Raw genomic sequence first — 17,869 nt, 5'->3', positions numbered from 1 at the left:
ATGAGCAATCGGCAATTGTTAGTTGAACATTACCAGCAATATGGAAAAAAATTATAAAATGGTAGCCAAAACTTTCTTCGGTTTTGAAGATATATTGGCTGACGAACTTCGCAATTTAGGTGCTATGCACGTAACTAAAGGTGTGCGCAGCGTCCAATTTGAAGGCGATAAGGGCTTTATGTACAAAGCAAATCTCTGCTTGCGCACCGCCCTAAAAATCCTCAAACCTATCCACTCTTTCTACATCCGCAACGAAAAAGAGTATTACCAAAAACTCTACGACTTCAATTGGCAGGAAGTTTTGGATCTTAGCCAAACTTTTGCTGTAACAGCAACCCTGCAAACCGAGATATTCAACCATACGCAATATGTAGCTCTCAAAGCTAAAGATGCTATCGCCGATGCTTTTCGCAACGCTACAGGTCGTCGCCCCAGTGTAGATGTGCTCCACCCCGATGTGGCAATTCACATTCATATCCAGCGCAATGAGGTGATTGTATCACTTGATAGCTCAGGGGCTTCTCTCCACCAACGCGGTTACCGTACAGCTACTAATATAGCACCTATCAACGAGGTATTAGCGGCAGGCATACTGATAATGAGCGGTTGGCAAGGGCAATGTGACTTCCTCGACCCTATGTGTGGTAGTGGTACTTTCCTTATTGAGGCAGCGATGATTGCTTGTAATATTCCAGCCAATGTACACCGCAAAGAATTTGCTTTTGAACGTTGGAAAGATTTTGATGAGAACCTCTTCAATCTTATTTTTGGTAGTTGTATCAAGAAAATACGTGAGTTTCACTATCAAATTATAGGTTATGACAAGGCGCCTTCGGCAGTAGCCAAAGCAAAAGATAACCTTGCAAATGCCGATCTTGGTGACTATATCCAAGTATTCCAAAAGGACTTTTTTACAACTGAAAAAGAAGATAAACAAAAACCCTTGCATATAGTGTTCAACCCCCCTTACAACGAGCGCTTGCAAGCTGATACTGAACAGTTGTACTCTTCTATAGGCAACACTCTCAAACGCAATTACCCCAATACCGAAGCGTGGTTTATCACCGCTAATTTAGAGGGAATGAAATATGTAGGCTTGCGCCCCACCCGCAAAATTAAACTTTTCAATGGTAAATTAGAAAGCCGATTGTTACAGTACAAAATGTATGAAGGAAGCAAAAAAACAATGAATAAAGAATAATTGATAAATAACAAAAAAAGCTGTCTTTTGAGACAGCTTTTTTGTTATATCACTAATTTCTAATTTCTAATTTCTAATTCCTAACTCCTAAAGAATATAATCTGTATTGATGAAGTTAGACGCACCAGTACGCAATAAATTCTCTACTATCTTGTCGTTGTAATCGTTGTTTTGGAACGATACAAAAGTACGGATAGAGAATGAGCGCAAGGCATCGTGTACACTTAATGTGCCCACAGCCGAATCTTTTCTACCAGTGAACGGGAATACATCTGGACCTCGCTGACATAAACTGTTCAAATTCACGCGGCAAAGCATATTCACTAACATATCAATTAGTGGAGAAAGCTCGTGAGGGTCTTCACCAAACAAACTGATTTGCTGTCCGTATTTAGAATCCGAAATCTCATCAATAATCTCATTGATGTTAGAGAAAGGTTTTACAGGTACAAGTGGGCCAAATTGCTCCTCATTGTACACTCTCATATCCTTAGAAACAGGGTAGAGTACTGCTGGGAAGATAAAGTTATCCGTGCGTTCACCGCCTTTTTTGTTCTGAATGGTAGCCCCTTTAGCAAGCGCATCATCTATGAGTTCTTGTAAGAAAGCAGGTTTTTCTACCTCGGGTAGGGGAGTGAGGGCTACTTTCTCTTCCCACGGATTACCGAATTTAAGGGCATCTACTTTTTCAGCAAAACGCTTCAAAAACTCATCTTTTATTTTAGCGTGTACATAAAGAATTTTCAATGCTGTACAACGCTGTCCGTTAAACGATAAGGCTCCTTTTACACATTCGTCTACTGCTAAATCTAAGTTAGCATCGGGGAGGATAACCCCTGGGTTTTTAGCTTCCAAGCCAAAAACAAGGCGCAAGCGATTTTTCTTAGGGTGCTGGTCTTGTAGTGCAATAGCTGTTTTGCTGTTGCCTATGAGCGCCAATACATCCACTTTGCCACTTTGCATAATAGGCGGAGCTACTGTGCGACCACGCCCATAGAGAATGTTGATTACCCCACGAGGAAAAGAATTTTGGAAAGCTTCTAACAGAGGCGTAAAGAGTAATACCCCGTGTTTAGCAGGCTTGAAAATAACGGTATTACCCATAATAAGTGCGGGAATGATAAGCGCAAAAGTCTCATTTAGTGGGTAGTTGTAAGGACCTAAACAGAGCACAACCCCTAAAGGGCCACGACGAATAAGAGCATACACCCCATCACGTCGTACAAATTTAGACGATTCGTTGTCAAGTTCCTTATAAGCGTTGATAGTGTCATAGATGTATTCTACCGTACGGTCAAACTCTTTGCGAGAGTCATCTAAATTTTTACCAATTTCCCACATCATCAGTTTTACCACCTCATCGCGTTGTTTTTCCATCTGTTTTACAAACTTGAGCATAGCGCTGATGCGGTCTTTAACTTTCATTGTAGGCCATAAACCTTTGCCCTTGTTATAAGCCTCAGTAGCCGAATGTAAAGCTTCTAAAGCATCGCTTTCACCCAGCGAAGGTACACTGCCTAAGAGTGTGTGTGCATACTTTTCAGTAGATGAAATAGTGGAATAAATATCCGTGAACTCACCTTTCCACTCACGGAGTTCGCCATCAATGAGATAAGTCTCTTGGCGAAACGGTTTTACTTGAAATTGTTCTGGAATCATATTCATTTGTCGATTTGTAAATTTGCCAATTTGCTCATTGACAAATTAGCTAATTATTACACTCTTCCTTTAAGGGCATTGAACACCCACGCAATAGCGAAGAAACCAATGCCTACAGCTCCAAAGCCAAAGCCTGCAACTTCGTTGTATTTAAAAGCTCCCAAGGCGATAAGCCCTAAGCCTACTACAATCATTATAAGGGTTGCCCACCCCAAAACTGTATTCTTATTCATAGTATGATATTCTATTATGTTGGTTACAAAACGCAAAGATACAGATAATTAGTAAACCAACAAAAAAATATTCAAACAACACACGGCGTTTGTATTTAAAACAATAACTTATATGTCTTGGAAATAAAGGCTATAATAGTAAGAAGTATTAGATATTTTTTCAGAAAAAGTCCCAAAATCGTATTTATGTCCTATACTTTGGCAAAGTATCACACTTTACTAAAGTTGATTATTCTGATAATCAATCATTTTTCAGACTATGTTGTGTAGGAAAGCCAGCGATAGCTGGGTATGTGCTGCAAACGCCCTTAAAGAAAAAAACTTTTTCAGACAAACTCGGAATAGAAGTAAATTTCCAAATTTGCTAATTTCCAAATTTGCTAATTGACAAATTATTCTTACCTTTGCCCCAAAATAATAGTACTCCTTAGTATTAAAGGATTTAAGAATGAAACGCTTAGTAATATTAGGCGGTGGTGAGAGCGGTGTAGGTACCGCAATTTTGGGTAAACAAAAAGGTTGGGAGGTATTCCTTTCCGATAAAAATTCCCTTAAACCTCACTATCGCGAAACCCTCACTAACGAGGGAATAGAATGGGAAGAAGGTACCCACACCGAAGAGAAAATCCTCTCTGCCGATGTCATTATGAAAAGCCCTGGCATCCCCGATAAAGCCCCTATCGTGAAAAAAGCTCGCGAAAAAGGTATCCGCATTATCTCGGAAATTGAATTTGCCAGTGAGTATACACATAGTCTCATTGTGGGCATCACCGGCAGTAATGGTAAAACCACCACTACCTTGCTCACTCATCACATCTTTAAAGAAGCAGGTTTGCAAGTAGGCTTAGGCGGCAATATAGGCTATAGCTTTGCCGAATTGGTAGCTACCGAAAATCCACCCTATTATGTACTTGAAATTAGTAGCTTTCAGTTGGATGGTATTGAGCATTTCGCCCCTCATATCGCAATACTGCTCAACATCACCCCCGACCATTTAGATCGCTACGACTACAAGTTCGAGAACTATATCGCCTCTAAATTCCGCATCGCGATGAATCAAACCGAAAGCGATTACCTCATCTACGATGCCGATGACCCAGTGATTGAAGAATGGTTACAACACCATACCCTAAAAGCTAAACTCATACCCTTTTCCATAGAAAAAGAACTCCCCTACGGAGCTTTCCTAAAAGATAACAAAATACACATTATGTTAGAAAATCAAACTGCTGAAACTACTGAAATCGATGTAAAAGAAATCAGCTTGCGTGGTAAACACAATATCAAAAACACAATGGCTGCAAGTGTAGCAGCCCGCTTGGTAAATATTCGCAACAACTCTTTGCGCGACAGCCTCAAAGGATTTAAAGGTGCCGACCATCGCCTCGAAGAAGTAAAAGTGGTAGACGGCGTTACTTATGTAAACGACTCTAAAGCAACCAATGTAAACTCAGTGTATTTTGCCCTCGATACCATTAAAACCCCTATCGTGTGGATAGTAGGAGGTCAAGACAAAGGCAACGACTACAACGCCTTGTTACCCTATGTACACGAAAAAGTAAAAGCTATCGTGTGCTTAGGCGTTGATAACGAACCTATTTTGCGCTCTTTTAGCAATAGCGGAAAAGAAATGATAGAAACCCAATCTATGGACGAAGCCGTGAGAATCGCCAAAAAGTTTGCTACCGAAGGAGATACCGTACTGCTTTCTCCAGCTTGTGCAAGTTTCGATTTATTCAAAAGCTACGAAGATCGTGGCGACCAATTTAAAGCAGCTGTAGCTCGCTTGTAATCTCTGTTTAGGTGATGCAAGAATGGCTCTCTACACACATCAAAGGAGACCGAGGACTATGGGTAACTATCCTGCTCTTCACACTCGCTTCTCTCCCAGCAGTCTATAGCACTAGTACAAACTTGGTGTATGTTGTTGGGAAAGGAACAACTATAGGCTATCTCGTCAAACATTTAGTTTTTGTTGCAGGAGGTTATACAATTCTTTATTTGGTACACAAGCGCCCTTATGCTCAATTTCGCGTTTGGTCAAAATTACTACTTCCTGTTGTGGTGCTTCTCTTGCTTATCACACTCCTCAAAGGAACTACTATCGAAGGTGCTAACGCCAGCCGTTGGCTCAGTGTCTGGGGAATTTCATTTCAGCCTTCAGCACTCGCTTTAGTTGTACTAATGGCTTATGTAGCTTCCTATTTAGCTAAGAATTACGGCAAAAAACTCACTTTCAAAGAAACTTTCTTACCCCTATGGGTGCCGGTAGGACTCATCTCAGGCTTGATTATGATATCTAACCTCTCTACCGCCGTACTCATACTCACTTCGGTGGTAATTCTATCGTTCTTAGGTAAATTCCCAATGAAACACATACTCTCGGCTATGCTTATAGCCATTGCTTTTATGGGAGTTTTCTTCTTGTTTGTAAAAGCTTTCCCCGAAGTAATGCCTAATAGGGTCGATACTTGGATGAGCCGTATCGAATCCTTTACCGCCGGTGACGACGAAAAAGAAGGTTACCAAATTGAACGCTCTAAAATGGCCATAGCCAAAGGAATAGGGTTAGGTCAAGGCCCTGGCAAAAGCACAATGAAAAACTTCCTCCCTCAAAGCTCCTCCGACTTTATCTTTGCTATCATCACCGAAGAATGGGGAACTGTAGGAGCTATATTCATAATGTTACTCTACATACTATTGCTCGTTCGCATTGTAGCAATTTCACTCAAAGCACCCACCCTATACGGTCAGTTGTTAGTGTTAGGCTTAGGCATCCCTATACTCCTGCAAGCAGTTATCAATATGGGAGTAGCAGTAGAACTCTTCCCAGTTACAGGGCAAAACCTCCCACTTATCAGTAGTGGAGGAACTTCATTTTTAGTAACTTGTATAGCTTTAGGATGCATACTTTCCGTAAGTGCTCAAAAACGTAAAGACGGCAAAATGGAAAAAGACAAAACTGAAGCCGATATAGAAGAAGAACTCGCCGAAAGCGCTCTCCGCCAAATGAAGAAAAACACTAATGATGAATGATATTAGGGATATAAAAAGAACAATTGACCAAGATATTGTTAAGAAAATTTTTAGCAATAAAACTAATGCTATAGCTTTTTTAGAGTTGTACAATTACGATAAAAAAAGTCTTAACAAACAATCATCTAATGAATTGTTTAGTGAAATAGTAAAGATATGGGATTACAATGAAGCGAAAGATAAAATTAGGGACATATTTAAATCCTTACCTAAATATCAAAATGGTTTAAAAGGAGAAGAAAATATTGCTATTTTGTTAAAAGAATGGCACGCATTAGGTTTAGGAGTTCTCAATTGGCCTTTTTCTCAAGGTCAGTTTGATAATTTTGTACAAGCACTTAATGCAGAAAATAATACGCGCTCTGAGAAAGATGAAAAAGTAAAGTTAGCAGCTGTAAAGTATAGGCGTATAAAAGAGCTTAATACTGAACGCAATGATTTCTTAGAAACGTTGGTGTTTTTGAAAAACGATAATATTATACCTACTCTTTCCCATAAAAAAGGAGTCGATTTCTTTATAGACGGAGTAAGTTATGACCAAAAAGTATCGCGTAGTCCTACCAATGAATTTAAAAGAGATTTCAAAGAATATTGGAGGACAACAGCTATTGAGCACCCCGAGAAAGTAGCTGAATATCTTTATACATACCAAGATGAAGGTAGGTTTGGAGCTCAACCTCGCTTGTTTATTGTTTATTTAGACGATGAGATTTCACCTATTAGAATACAACAAATTATAGAAAATACAAACTTAGTAACACCTTCTCCTATCACATTCAAATTTAAACATAAAGATTTGGGATTGAAAACCTATAGAACAGAAGCTTTTGTAATACTCTTATATAACTAAAAATGAACTATATAGGCTCAAAATATAAACTATTACCCTTTATCAAGCAAACTATCCATAGTATTGTAGGTAAAGACTTGTCGCAAAAAATATGTTGCGACCTATTTGCAGGTACAGGAGTAGTAGGAAGAGCTTTCAAAACAGAAGTTAAACAAATTATTAGTAATGATATTGAGTATTATAGCTATGTGTTGAACAAAAATTATATAGAAAATCACATTGCTTTTAACTACTGGGAACATCTCTCGGAACTCAACTCCTTAGAAGGAGTGGATGGTTTTATTTTTGAACAATACTCTGAAAAAGGAACTGCGGGTCGTAATTATTTTAAGGCTAATAATGGTAAACGAATTGATGCTATACGCCAAAAAATTGAAGAGTGGAAAAAAGAAAATTATATTACTGAAAATGTGTACTTTTTCCTATTAGCTTCTTTGCTTGAAAATGCTGATAAGGTAGCAAATACAGCTTCAGTATATGGTGCTTTTCTAAAACATATCAAAAAAACAGCTCAGAAAGACTTGTACCTTGAGCCTGCTTTCTTTGTTGAAAATGAAAATGATCATTTGGTATTTAATGAAGATAGTAATACCCTTATAACAAAAATTAGTGGAGATATCCTCTATCTCGACCCTCCTTATAATCATCGAGAATACGGAGCTAATTATCATCTACTCAACACTATTGCTAAATACGACACTTTCACCCCACAAGGAAAAACAGGCTTGCGTCCTTATCACAAATCTAATTATTGTAAAAGAACTATGGTTGTTGAAGCTTTTGATGAATTGATTAAAAATGCTCAATTTCGCTATATATTTCTTAGTTATAATAACGAAGGATTGATGTCTCTTAATCAAATAAGGGATATTATGCAAAAATATGGTAAATACGACCTGCAAAGCACTCACTATAACCGCTTTAAAGCAGATAAAGAAGAAAATAGAACTCACAAAGCAAATACTACTACTGAATACATTCATATTTTGGAGAAATATTGAATAAACATTTTCACTTTTAACTTTTTCACTAACTAAAAAATGTCTAAAAAAGGAGTATTACTCGTAAATGTAGGGTCGCCTGATTCCCCTGCTGTAAAGGATATCAAGCGATACCTAAGAAAATTTTTAATGGACGAACGTATAATTGATTTGCCTTACCTATTGCGTTACACTTTGGTGAATGGCATCATCCTCAATACACGTCCGCCAAAAACAAGCAAAGCTTATCAAAAAATATGGTGGAACGAAGGTTCTCCCCTCATTGTGATTACAAAACGACTCACTGAAAAAATACAACAACAAGTCTCAGTACCTGTGGTAATGGCTATGCGCTATGGCAACCCCAATATAGCCAGCGGCCTCCAACAATTGCACGACCAAGGAGTAGATGAGGTGCTTTTGATGCCCCTTTACCCTCAGTATGCAATGGCTACCACTCAAACTATTGAGGTATTCGCTCAGCAATTGGTAAAAAAGCAGTTCCCAAAAATGAAACTTATAAAATTCCCTGCTTTCTTTCATCGCTCCGAGTATATAGAAGCATTAGCCGAAGTAACCCGCAAATACTTAGAAAACAACCCTTGCGACCATCTGCTGTTCTCTTATCACGGAGTGCCCGAACGCCATTTGCGCAAAACCTCTCCTACCCCTGCTCACAAAAATATAGTGGAAAATACCTCCTGTTGCAATCCCTATAGTGAGGAAGGAAAATATTGTTACCGAAGCCATTGCTTTGAAACCACTCGCTTGTTAGCCGAAAAATTAGAATTGAAAGAAAATACCTACTCACAATCATTCCAATCGCGTTTAGGCAACGATAAGTGGATAACCCCCTTTACTGCCGATAAAATAGCCCAACTCGCTCAACAAGGCGTGAAAAAATTAGCGGTTATTACCCCAGCTTTTGTTACCGATTGTGTAGAAACACTCGAAGAAATTGAAATGGCTGGAGGCAAAACTTTCCGCGAAAATGGCGGAGAAGAATTCAAAATGGTTCCCTGTCTCAACGACTCCAATTTGTGGGTACACGCCCTTAGCAAATGGATTAACGAATACCTAACACCTAACATTTAACAAAATGAGTATTATTATTGCCATTGACGGCTATTCCTCAACAGGAAAGAGTACTACTGCCAAAGCTGTAGCCAAAGCATTGGGCTACGTCTATATCGATACAGGTGCGATGTACCGCGCCGTTACTTATTTAGCCTTAGAAAAAGGTTATGTTTCTACCTCGGGCATCGAAGTAAAACCCCTGATGAAAGCCCTGCGAAAGTCGGAAATAAAGTTCGTGTACAACCCTGAGTTGGGATTTTCTGAAATTTATTTGGACGGTAAGAATATCGAAAACGAAATACGCGGTATTGAAATAGCCAATTGGGTGAGCGAAGTTGCCAAACAACCCGAAGTGCGCACTTACTTAGTAGACCTTCAACGCAAAATGGGTAAAGATAAAGGTATTGTAATGGACGGACGCGATATAGGTACAACAGTATTTCCCAATGCTGAACTTAAAATATTTATGACCGCTAGCGAACAAGTGCGCGCCCAGCGCCGTTATAAAGAGTTACAAGCCAAAGGCGATAAAGCATCGTTCGACGAAGTGCTTGCCAATATCCAGCACCGCGACCATATCGATACTACCCGCAAAGAGTCACCTCTCAAAAAAGCCGATGATGCCGTAGTAATTGACAATACCAATCTTACTATAGAGGAACAAGTACAAAAAATCTTAGCAATGGTTAAAAGTTAATATGGCTTTACACACTTTCGTAATTCGTAATTTGTCATTCGTAATTAATTTACTACCTTTGCCCCCGAAATAAAGAAAAGAACTATGTGCGAAAATCAACATACGTGTGGCTGTAGCAATGCCGAAACCCGTCATAATTGGACGAAAGAAGAAATAATGGCTATTTACAATAAACCCCTAATGGAGTTGCTCTACGAAGCCGCTACCGTGCACCGTAAATATCACGACCCTAACTCGGTACAAGTCTCTACACTTCTCTCTATTAAAACCGGAGGTTGCTCCGAAGACTGTGCTTATTGTCCGCAATCGGCGCGTTACGAAACCGAAGTAAAGATAGAAAACGCCGATATGATGAGTGTTACTCACGTAAAAGCCCAAGCCCTCCGCGCTAAATCAGCAGGAGCTTCACGTGTGTGTATGGGGGCAGCGTGGCGTAACGTAAAAGATGGTCCCGAATTTGAACAGGTGCTCGAAATGGTGCGTACTATCAATAAGCTGGATATGGAAGTGTGCTGTACACTCGGTATGCTTACCGAAAATCAAGCCAAACGTTTGGCGGAAGCAGGCTTGTACGCTTACAATCACAACCTCGATACGTCAGAAGAATACTACAAAGAAATCATTTCTACCCGTAGTTATGACGACCGCCTCAAAACGATTGACAACGTGCGCAAAACTAATATCACTGTGTGCAGTGGAGGGATTATTGGTATGGGTGAATCACTCGAAGACCGCGCCGGAATGCTTGTAGCTCTCTCAACGCTCAATCCACAACCCGAGTCGGTGCCTATCAATGCCTTAGTGCCCGTAGAAGGAACGCCTTTGGAAGACTGTGAGCCCGTAGATATCTTCGAGATGGTGCGTATGGTAGCTACCGCGCGTATCGTAATGCCACAATCGCAAGTGCGCCTTTCCGCAGGTCGTACCCAAATGAGCCAAGAAGGACAAGCGCTCTGTTTCTTTGCGGGAGCTAATTCTATTTTCGCAGGCGATAAGCTCCTCACCACTCCTAACCCCGATATCAATGAGGATATGCAAATGCTCGGTGTACTTGGTATGCGTATTCAGAAACCTTTTGAAACGCATCCACAGCCTCAAACGGTAGAAGCAGAAGATTCTCAATATCACTCCTTAGGCGAAAACCCTAAATGGACGCGCCCTAACCATAAAATAGAGCGCAACGAAGAAAAGAGGAAGATGGTTAAAATAGCACATTAGTAAATCTGCTAATTTTCTAATTATCTAATTTTCTAATTCTATGTCCCCCGAAATTCTCAAAGAAATCATCACTACCCCAATGCCTTATGGCAAGTACAAGGGTACTATGATAGCCGATTTGCCTTCCTATTACCTCGAGTGGTTTAGCACCCAGGGATTTCCCAAAGGAAAATTAGGAATGCTATTGGCTACTACTTTCGAGATAAAAACTAATGGTCTACAAGAGATAATCGATAAACTAAAAGAATATGTTAGTCAAGAAAGTTAACGGAAAGCAACCTACCTTTGGGGAAGGTTGCTTTTTTGCTGAAAATGCTACTCTTACCGGTGATGTGCACTTAGGCGACCGCTGTACGGTGTGGTATAATGCGGTTATTCGTGGCGATGTAAACACTATTTGCATAGGTGATGACACCAATATTCAAGATGGTGTAGTGATTCACGCTACCTATCAAACACACCCCACAACCATTGGCAATCGCGTGTCCATAGGGCATAACGCTATTGTACACGGCTGTACTATCGAAGATGATGTGCTTATAGGTATGGGAAGTATCGTAATGGACGGATGTGTGGTAGAAAGCCATAGCATTGTAGCTGCTGGAGCCGTAGTACCTCCTAATACCCATATAGAAAAAGGGAGTCTTTATGCAGGAGTGCCTGCTAAGAAAATCAAAGAAGTAACCGAAGAACAACGTGCTCTTATTGAGCGTACCGCCACCAATTACCCCAAATACGCCAGCTGGATAGACAACTAATTTTATAGATTTGACAATCTACAAATTTGCTAATTAACAAATTATTTGTATCTTTGCCATTATTTTTTAAACTAAGAATATCGATGAAAAAAATTATTGTAGCTGCAATGCTTGTGTTTTTCTCAGTAAAAACATTCGCGCAAGACCGTCAACATCAAGTAAATTTAAACATCTTGAACGCCATTTGGTTAGCATCAGTTGAAGTAGGTTATGAACACTTTATAGCCGACAACCAATCTATCGAAGGTGAATTGTTTTTCAACGACCGCTTTTCAGTGATTCCTAAAGGTAGTGGGAAATTTAATGCTACTAGTATAAAAGTAGGCTATAACTACTATTTTGAAGAAGATGGAGGTACAGGTCTCTATATCAATCCCTTTATAAAACAACGTTTTGGTAATTATAAATACGACGATGGTTCCAAAACAAAGTTAGATAGCTTTATCTTAGGAATTGGTGTAGGTTACCAATGGAACTATGAAGATACCTTTGTTGTAGCTCCTTATGCGAATATTGCTCGCAACTTCGGTAAAGGCGTAAATGATGATAAAAAATTCTGGGCTATCGAACCTAATTTTGGTATCAAAATAGGTTATAGATTCTAATCAACATAATTATAATGAATAAAAAAACAGGTAATATTATTACCTGTTTTTTTTATGCGTTACAAACCTCTCTTACCTCTTATCTCTTATCTCTTACCTGAAAACAGTGTCTTCCCTCCTCAAAAGTGTAATACACCTTTAAATGATAGCGCTCTGCAATCGATTTTACTATAGCTAAACCCAAACCCGTTGAAGTAGCATCCTGCTCTCCCTTGTGGAAGCGTTGGAAAATCTTAGAAGGATCTAAGTGTATGGCATCTTTGGCAGTATTTTTTACTTGAAAACGATTCTCTTCTATCAATATTTGTATATTGCCTCCCTTTTCAGTATATTTTATAGCATTGCGCAATAAGTTTGAAACGAGCACCCTTGCTAAATCAGGATTCATCTCTACTTGAAAATCACTTATTTCTTCTATGTTTACTTCCAATGATTTAAAGGCTATCAAATCACTCAAGTCTTCTATAATATCAGTAGTAAGAGTTTGAAATGAAATATATTCTGCTTGCTTGTATTGTTGATTTTCTATACGAGTGAGCATCAGTAGCGACTTGTTTAGGTGAGTCATTCGCATCAACGATTGTTTTACCTCACTCAGTTGCACCAATTGCTTCTCAGTCAGCGACGAATCATTGCAGAGCAATTCCAATTTGTTGAGCGTGATAGCCAAGGGCGTTTGTAGTTCGTGTGAAGCATTCTCAATAAACACCTTTTGTTCCTCAAACATCACCTCATTACGCTGCCACATCTGTTGGATGTTGTCGTGCAGTATGTTGAACTCTATAACCTCAGTAGTGATAGGTTGTAGAGTAGTTTTACTCCCCACCTCATATTGTCTAATTGCAGAGACAATTCCCTTAAAAGGTTTCCATATTTTGTTGATTACTAATAGATTGATAAGGTACATCGAAATCACTAATACCACATAAAGCACCCCCAAGGCAACCGCCAAGTTGAATAGTAGGTCATCTTTTTCCACTGTCGAAGTGCGTATCTCAAGCGTATAAGGGTTCATATCGTGGTCGTAGAACCCTGTTTTTAGCACCCTATAAGGCTCATCTTCATCGTCAAAAGGCATATAGAAAAATGCATTGCTAAAGATATTGCGGTCAGAAAAATCTTCTTGTGAAGGATAGACCCTAAAATCCTCTATACCAAACTCATTCACTTGCAATAGTTCGGGGTGGCGGAGGATATTTTGGATAATAAGCGTCTTTTTATCCTTAAGTCCATCGTCTATATTGTCGTACACTTCATCTAAAATATAAGCGTAGAATACAACTGCCCACACCGCCAAAATCACTAAGAAGGCGAGTGTAAGGTAGCGCAGAGTGTAGTTTTTCAATGATATTTTCATCCTTATACCAATTTGTAACCAATGCCGTAAACCGCCTGTAAATCTATTTCAGCTTCAGCAGTTTTAAGTTTTTTACGGAGATTTTTTATTTGTGAATAGATAAAATCAAGGCTGTCTACCTGGTCTATATAGTCACCCCACACAGCTTCAGCGAGTGTCATTTTCTCTACCAATCGATCAGGACGAATCATAAAGTAGTATAATAAGTCGTATTCCTTGCGATTGAGAGTCAGAGTCTCCTCACCTACCTTCACAGTACGTGTTTCCGGGAAAAGACGTACGTTTTTAAGATGAATCACCTCTTCACCTTGTTGGTTTTTTCGTCGTATAATCGATTTTATCCGAGCCAAGAGTTCTGCCAGGTGAAACGGTTTTGCCAGATAGTCGTCAGCTCCTTTTTCAAGTCCTAACACCTTGTCTTCCACCGAGTCTTTCGCCGATATAATGAGTACCGAGTGGTTCTTTTTCATCGCTTTCAGCTCGTCTAAGAGCTGCATACCACTGCCGTTGGGCAACATAATGTCCAACAGTATACAGTCGTAGTCGTAATCAGCGAGTTTAGAAAGACCAGAAGTGTAATCTTTCGCTGTTTCTACTAAAAAATGCTCTTCTTCAAGAAACTGTCGCAGGGTAAGACGCAGTTCTTTTTCGTCTTCTATTATCAATATTTTCATACGGGGGCAAAGATAAAGATAATTAGTTAATTAAGCAATTTGTCAATTAGTAATTTTAGTTTGTTATTTTTATATTATTCATATACGTAAGACGAATAGTTATTAAAATATTTTAAAAAATATCGAAAGATTGTTTTTGTCTCAAATACCCTTGTAAAACTTCATTACTTTAATTTTAACAATAAATTAACCTAAACTTCATTTTTAGTAAAAATAATATCTTAAATCTGATGTTTTAATGATTTTAATTTGGTAAAAAGTGGAAAAATAATTCAATATTCATTTTTTTTACAGTTAAAATTTGCAAATTTAGAAAGTGAATAAAATAAAAAATAATCTTATTTAATTTCGTTTGATTATCAAACTACTACATATTTTAAAAAGAAAATATATAAAAAACGAAAAAAATATTGTCCCAAAAATTTGCATTATGTTAATGTATTCATAACTTTGCCCCAAAATTAATTTATTTCAATAAAGTAATGAAAGTAAAAATATCAATGCTGATTTTCGTTTTTGCATTGTTTAGCGGTGCGCTAATGGCACAAACGAAAGTAACTGGTACAGTTACTGGCGGTGATGGAATGCCACTGCCAAGTGTGAGTGTTGTCATTAAAGGTACAACACGTGGAGTTTCTACCGACTTTGATGGGAAGTATGAAATTCAAGCAAATGCAAATGAGACCCTTGAGTTCATCTCATTAGGGTATGCTACTCAGCAGAAAAAAGTAACTCAATCTAAAGGGCATCTCACCCTTAATATAGTGATGCAAGAAGAAGCATTACAACTCGGTGGGGTAGTGGTAACCGCTTTGGGTATCAAACGCCAAGAAAAAGCCTTGAGTTATAACGTACAACAAGTGAAATCTGAAGAACTTACTAAGGTGAAAGACGTGAACGTGGTAAATAGCCTCAATGGTAAAGTAGCTGGGGTAAACATCCAGCGCAGCTCTTCTGGGGTAGGTGGATCTACCAAAGTGGTAATGCGCGGTCTCAAATCATTGGACGGTAATAACGGTGTGCTCTATGTAATTGATGGGGTACCACTCTTCAACAAACAAAGTGATGGTGGAGGTAATAACTTCGGTCGTCCAGGTGGAGGAGAAGGTATTTCAGATATCAACCCTGAGGATATCGAAAGTATCAACGTACTTACAGGTCCTTCGGCAGCAGCTTTGTACGGTAGTGAAGCCGCTAACGGGGTAATCCTTATCAACACTAAAAAAGGTAAAGAAGGTAAAACTGAAGTGAACCTATCCAGCAGTGTAGAGTTGATGACTCCTATATTATTACCTGAATTCCAAAATACTTATGGTAGCAATGGTGATAAAAGTTGGGGTGCTAAATTAGCAACACCTTCTACTTTCGAACCTCGTAAATTCTTCAATACAGGTACAAACTTTATGAACTCTATTACCTTCTCTACAGGGAATGCTCAAAACCAAACTTTTGTATCTGCTGCACAAACCAATGCCGAAGGTCTCATCCCTAATAACGCTTACTATCGTTACAACGTTGGGGTGCGCAATACTGCTAATTTTGCTAAAGATAAATTGCACTTAGATGTAAGTGGTAACTTTATCCGCCAAGGTAGCCGTAATATGATGGCGGGAGGTGGTTATTTCAACCCCTTAGTAGGCTTGTATTTAATGCCACGCAGTATGGATTATCGCGATGTACAAGCTTATGAACGCTACAACCCTTCAAGAGGTATTTATGAAAGATATCAACCTTATTCTGATAGAGTTGACAGTTACTTCTCCGAAAACCCTTATTGGGTAGCGAACCGCGAACTCTTCTTGAACAACAAGAAACGCTATATGATGTCGGCTTCTTTGAAATACGATATCCTCGATTGGTTGAACATTACAGGGCGTGTGCGTTTAGATAACGACTACGGTACTGCTGAAGAAAAACTATATGCCAGCACTACCAACTTCTTAATCGGTTGGAAAACTGAATGGGGGCCTAACAACAACGGTTCTTATGCTAATACCCAAACTAAAGATGAGCAAACTTATGCCGATATAATGTTTAACGTCAATAAAAACTTTGGCGAAAAATTCTCTTTAACAGCTAACGTCGGTTCAAGTTATAACGACCGTTATAGCACTGGTCTTTCGGCAAGAGGCGTGTTGTTCCGTTTGCCTAACCTCTTCTCAACAACTAACTTCGACCCTCAACGAGGAGGCTCAGGTCAGAGTTATTCTCGCGCTAAAAACGTAGCGGTATTTGCAAGTGCCGAACTTGGCTATAAAGGTATGTTATACCTCTCTGCTACAGGTCGTAATGACTGGTCTTCTCAATTAGTAAACTCTGCCGAACCTTCATTCTTCTATCCTTCTGTAGGGCTTTCAGCAGTGATTTCTCAAATGGCAAAATTGCCTGAGTTTATCAATTATTTGAAAGTACGTGGTTCATATACTGAGGTAGGTTCTCCTATCAGCAAAACAGGTATCACCCCAGGTACCATTACCCACAACCTTACTGCCGATGGCTTGAAAACTAATAAAGTATATCCTTATCCAGAATTTAAAGCGGAACGCACTACTTCTTGGGAAGCTGGTTTAAACACCAAATTGTTTGATAATAGCTTGTCAGTAGATTTGACTTTGTACAAGTCTAATACTTACAATCAATTCTTTGAACAACAATTATCCGCTTCTTCTATCTACTCTTCTTTCTATTTGCAAGCAGGTAACGTTGAAAACCGCGGTATTGAGTTGTCAGTGAACTACAACAAAGAATTCTTTAACAAAGAACTCAACTGGAATTCTACCCTTACCTATTCTCGTAACATAAACGAAATAAAAGAATTAGTTCGCGGTTACCGCAATCCTTTCACTGGTGAATTATTCGATATTACCGAAGTGCGCAAAGGTAGCACTGTATTGCGCGAAGGAGGTAGTATGTCCGATGTTGTAGTAAGAGGTGTATTGCTCCGCGATGTAAACGGAGATCTTATCGAAGAAGCTTCTCAATACAAATTTGATAAAACTCAAGAAGTAAAATTAGGACGTTCTACCCCCGATTTCCAAATGGGATGGCGCAACACCCTTTCTTATAAAGGTATCGATTTGAGCTTCTTGTTCAACGGTAGCTTTGGAGGTATCGTTTTAGCAGGTACACAACCTATGCTCGATGCCTACGGAGTATCAAAAGCTTCTGCCGATGCTCGTGATAACCGTGGGGTAGTAGTGAACGGTAAAAAATACGACGCTCAAAAATACTACAATACCATTAAAGACCTCCCTGGTTATTACTCTTACGACGCTACTAATGTACGCCTCCAAGAAGTATCTCTCAACTATACTATAGATGGCAAACACTTCTGGGATAAAGTAAAAAGCGTAACGATTGGTGCCATTGGTACTAACCTTTGGATGATTTACAACAAAGCTCCTTTCGACCCTCAACTTACTTATGGTGTAGGTACCTATGCTACTACTGAGTTCTTTATGACTCCAAGTGCAGCTACTTACGGTGCGAGCTTGAAAATTAAATTCTAATTCTAAAACAACAAA

General features: G+C 39.2%; 16 protein-coding genes. 12 read left to right on the top strand and 4 right to left on the bottom strand.

Translation table 11 applies throughout. The annotated features are described in order from the left end of the window. Window positions 1–40 precede the first annotated feature (40 nt). Complete coding sequence (locus I7X29_RS10510) at window positions 41–1,201, top strand: THUMP domain-containing class I SAM-dependent RNA methyltransferase (protein WP_198474544.1); 1,161 nt, start codon at window positions 41–43, stop codon at window positions 1,199–1,201. Window positions 1,202–1,288: 87 nt separating this feature from the next. On the opposite strand, the gene I7X29_RS10505 is transcribed toward I7X29_RS10510, so the two are convergent. Then, window positions 1,289–2,866 carry an NADP-dependent glyceraldehyde-3-phosphate dehydrogenase gene (locus I7X29_RS10505; RefSeq protein WP_009414130.1) on the bottom strand — a complete coding sequence of 526 codons (1,578 nt, stop codon included), beginning with the start codon at window positions 2,864–2,866 and terminating at the stop codon, window positions 1,289–1,291. Window positions 2,867–2,916: 50 nt separating this feature from the next. Next, window positions 2,917–3,093, bottom strand: coding sequence for a CAL67264 family membrane protein (locus I7X29_RS10500; RefSeq protein ID WP_009414129.1), 177 nt, complete (start codon window positions 3,091–3,093; stop codon window positions 2,917–2,919). Between the two features lie 448 nt (window positions 3,094–3,541). Here I7X29_RS10500 and murD point away from each other — a divergent pair, with 448 nt between their 5' ends. The 10 genes from murD to I7X29_RS10450 all read left to right on the top strand — a co-directional run bounded on the left by murD (window position 3,542) and on the right by I7X29_RS10450 (window position 12,314). Continuing rightward, entirely contained in the window at window positions 3,542–4,885 is a 1,344-nt protein-coding gene (gene murD / locus I7X29_RS10495; RefSeq protein WP_198474542.1) for a UDP-N-acetylmuramoyl-L-alanine--D-glutamate ligase, read from the top strand. Between the two features lie 14 nt (window positions 4,886–4,899). Continuing rightward, window positions 4,900–6,129, top strand: coding sequence for an FtsW/RodA/SpoVE family cell cycle protein (locus tag I7X29_RS10490; RefSeq protein WP_198474539.1), 1,230 nt, complete (start codon window positions 4,900–4,902; stop codon window positions 6,127–6,129). Then, complete coding sequence (locus tag I7X29_RS10485) at window positions 6,119–6,979, top strand: hypothetical protein (RefSeq protein ID WP_225883725.1); 861 nt, start codon at window positions 6,119–6,121, stop codon at window positions 6,977–6,979. The genes I7X29_RS10490 and I7X29_RS10485 overlap by 11 nt, the downstream gene beginning before the upstream one ends. A gap of 2 nt (window positions 6,980–6,981) precedes the next feature. After that, a complete protein-coding gene (locus I7X29_RS10480) occupies window positions 6,982–7,980 on the top strand; it encodes a DNA adenine methylase (RefSeq protein ID WP_198474537.1) in 999 nt (332 codons plus the stop codon). 39 nt (window positions 7,981–8,019) lie between these two features. Next, complete coding sequence (gene hemH / locus I7X29_RS10475; RefSeq protein WP_198474535.1) at window positions 8,020–9,054, top strand: ferrochelatase; 1,035 nt, start codon at window positions 8,020–8,022, stop codon at window positions 9,052–9,054. A gap of 4 nt (window positions 9,055–9,058) precedes the next feature. Next, complete coding sequence (gene cmk / locus I7X29_RS10470; protein ID WP_198474533.1) at window positions 9,059–9,733, top strand: (d)CMP kinase; 675 nt, start codon at window positions 9,059–9,061, stop codon at window positions 9,731–9,733. Between the two features lie 84 nt (window positions 9,734–9,817). Continuing rightward, window positions 9,818–10,951 carry a biotin synthase BioB gene (gene bioB, locus I7X29_RS10465; protein WP_009417015.1) on the top strand — a complete coding sequence of 378 codons (1,134 nt, stop codon included), beginning with the start codon at window positions 9,818–9,820 and terminating at the stop codon, window positions 10,949–10,951. 40 nt (window positions 10,952–10,991) lie between these two features. Further along, entirely contained in the window at window positions 10,992–11,219 is a 228-nt protein-coding gene (locus tag I7X29_RS10460) for a DUF3820 family protein (protein ID WP_009414122.1), read from the top strand. Next, on the top strand, window positions 11,200–11,709 hold the full coding sequence (locus I7X29_RS10455) for a gamma carbonic anhydrase family protein (RefSeq protein ID WP_009414121.1): 510 nt from the start codon (window positions 11,200–11,202) through the stop codon (window positions 11,707–11,709). The genes I7X29_RS10460 and I7X29_RS10455 overlap by 20 nt, the downstream gene beginning before the upstream one ends. An 83-nt stretch (window positions 11,710–11,792) precedes the next feature. Further along, window positions 11,793–12,314 (top strand): porin family protein, encoded by a 522-nt coding sequence (locus tag I7X29_RS10450; protein WP_088593642.1) that lies wholly within the window; start codon window positions 11,793–11,795, stop codon window positions 12,312–12,314. A gap of 79 nt (window positions 12,315–12,393) precedes the next feature. On the opposite strand, the gene I7X29_RS10445 is transcribed toward I7X29_RS10450, so the two are convergent. Both I7X29_RS10445 and I7X29_RS10440 read right to left on the bottom strand, forming a co-directional pair. Beyond that, window positions 12,394–13,671, bottom strand: coding sequence for a sensor histidine kinase (locus tag I7X29_RS10445; protein ID WP_198474531.1), 1,278 nt, complete (start codon window positions 13,669–13,671; stop codon window positions 12,394–12,396). Between the two features lie 2 nt (window positions 13,672–13,673). Next, window positions 13,674–14,345, bottom strand: coding sequence for a response regulator transcription factor (locus I7X29_RS10440; RefSeq protein WP_198466734.1), 672 nt, complete (start codon window positions 14,343–14,345; stop codon window positions 13,674–13,676). 482 nt (window positions 14,346–14,827) lie between these two features. Between I7X29_RS10440 and I7X29_RS10435 the strand changes: the two genes are divergently transcribed. After that, complete coding sequence (locus tag I7X29_RS10435; RefSeq protein WP_198474529.1) at window positions 14,828–17,854, top strand: SusC/RagA family TonB-linked outer membrane protein; 3,027 nt, start codon at window positions 14,828–14,830, stop codon at window positions 17,852–17,854. Window positions 17,855–17,869 lie beyond the last annotated feature (15 nt).

The organism is Capnocytophaga periodontitidis (assembly GCF_016126015.1).
In the GTDB taxonomy this organism is placed as follows: domain Bacteria; phylum Bacteroidota; class Bacteroidia; order Flavobacteriales; family Flavobacteriaceae; genus Capnocytophaga; species Capnocytophaga periodontitidis.
Note: the sequence above shows the minus strand (reverse complement) of the source record. Positions and strands in the feature narration are given on the sequence as shown.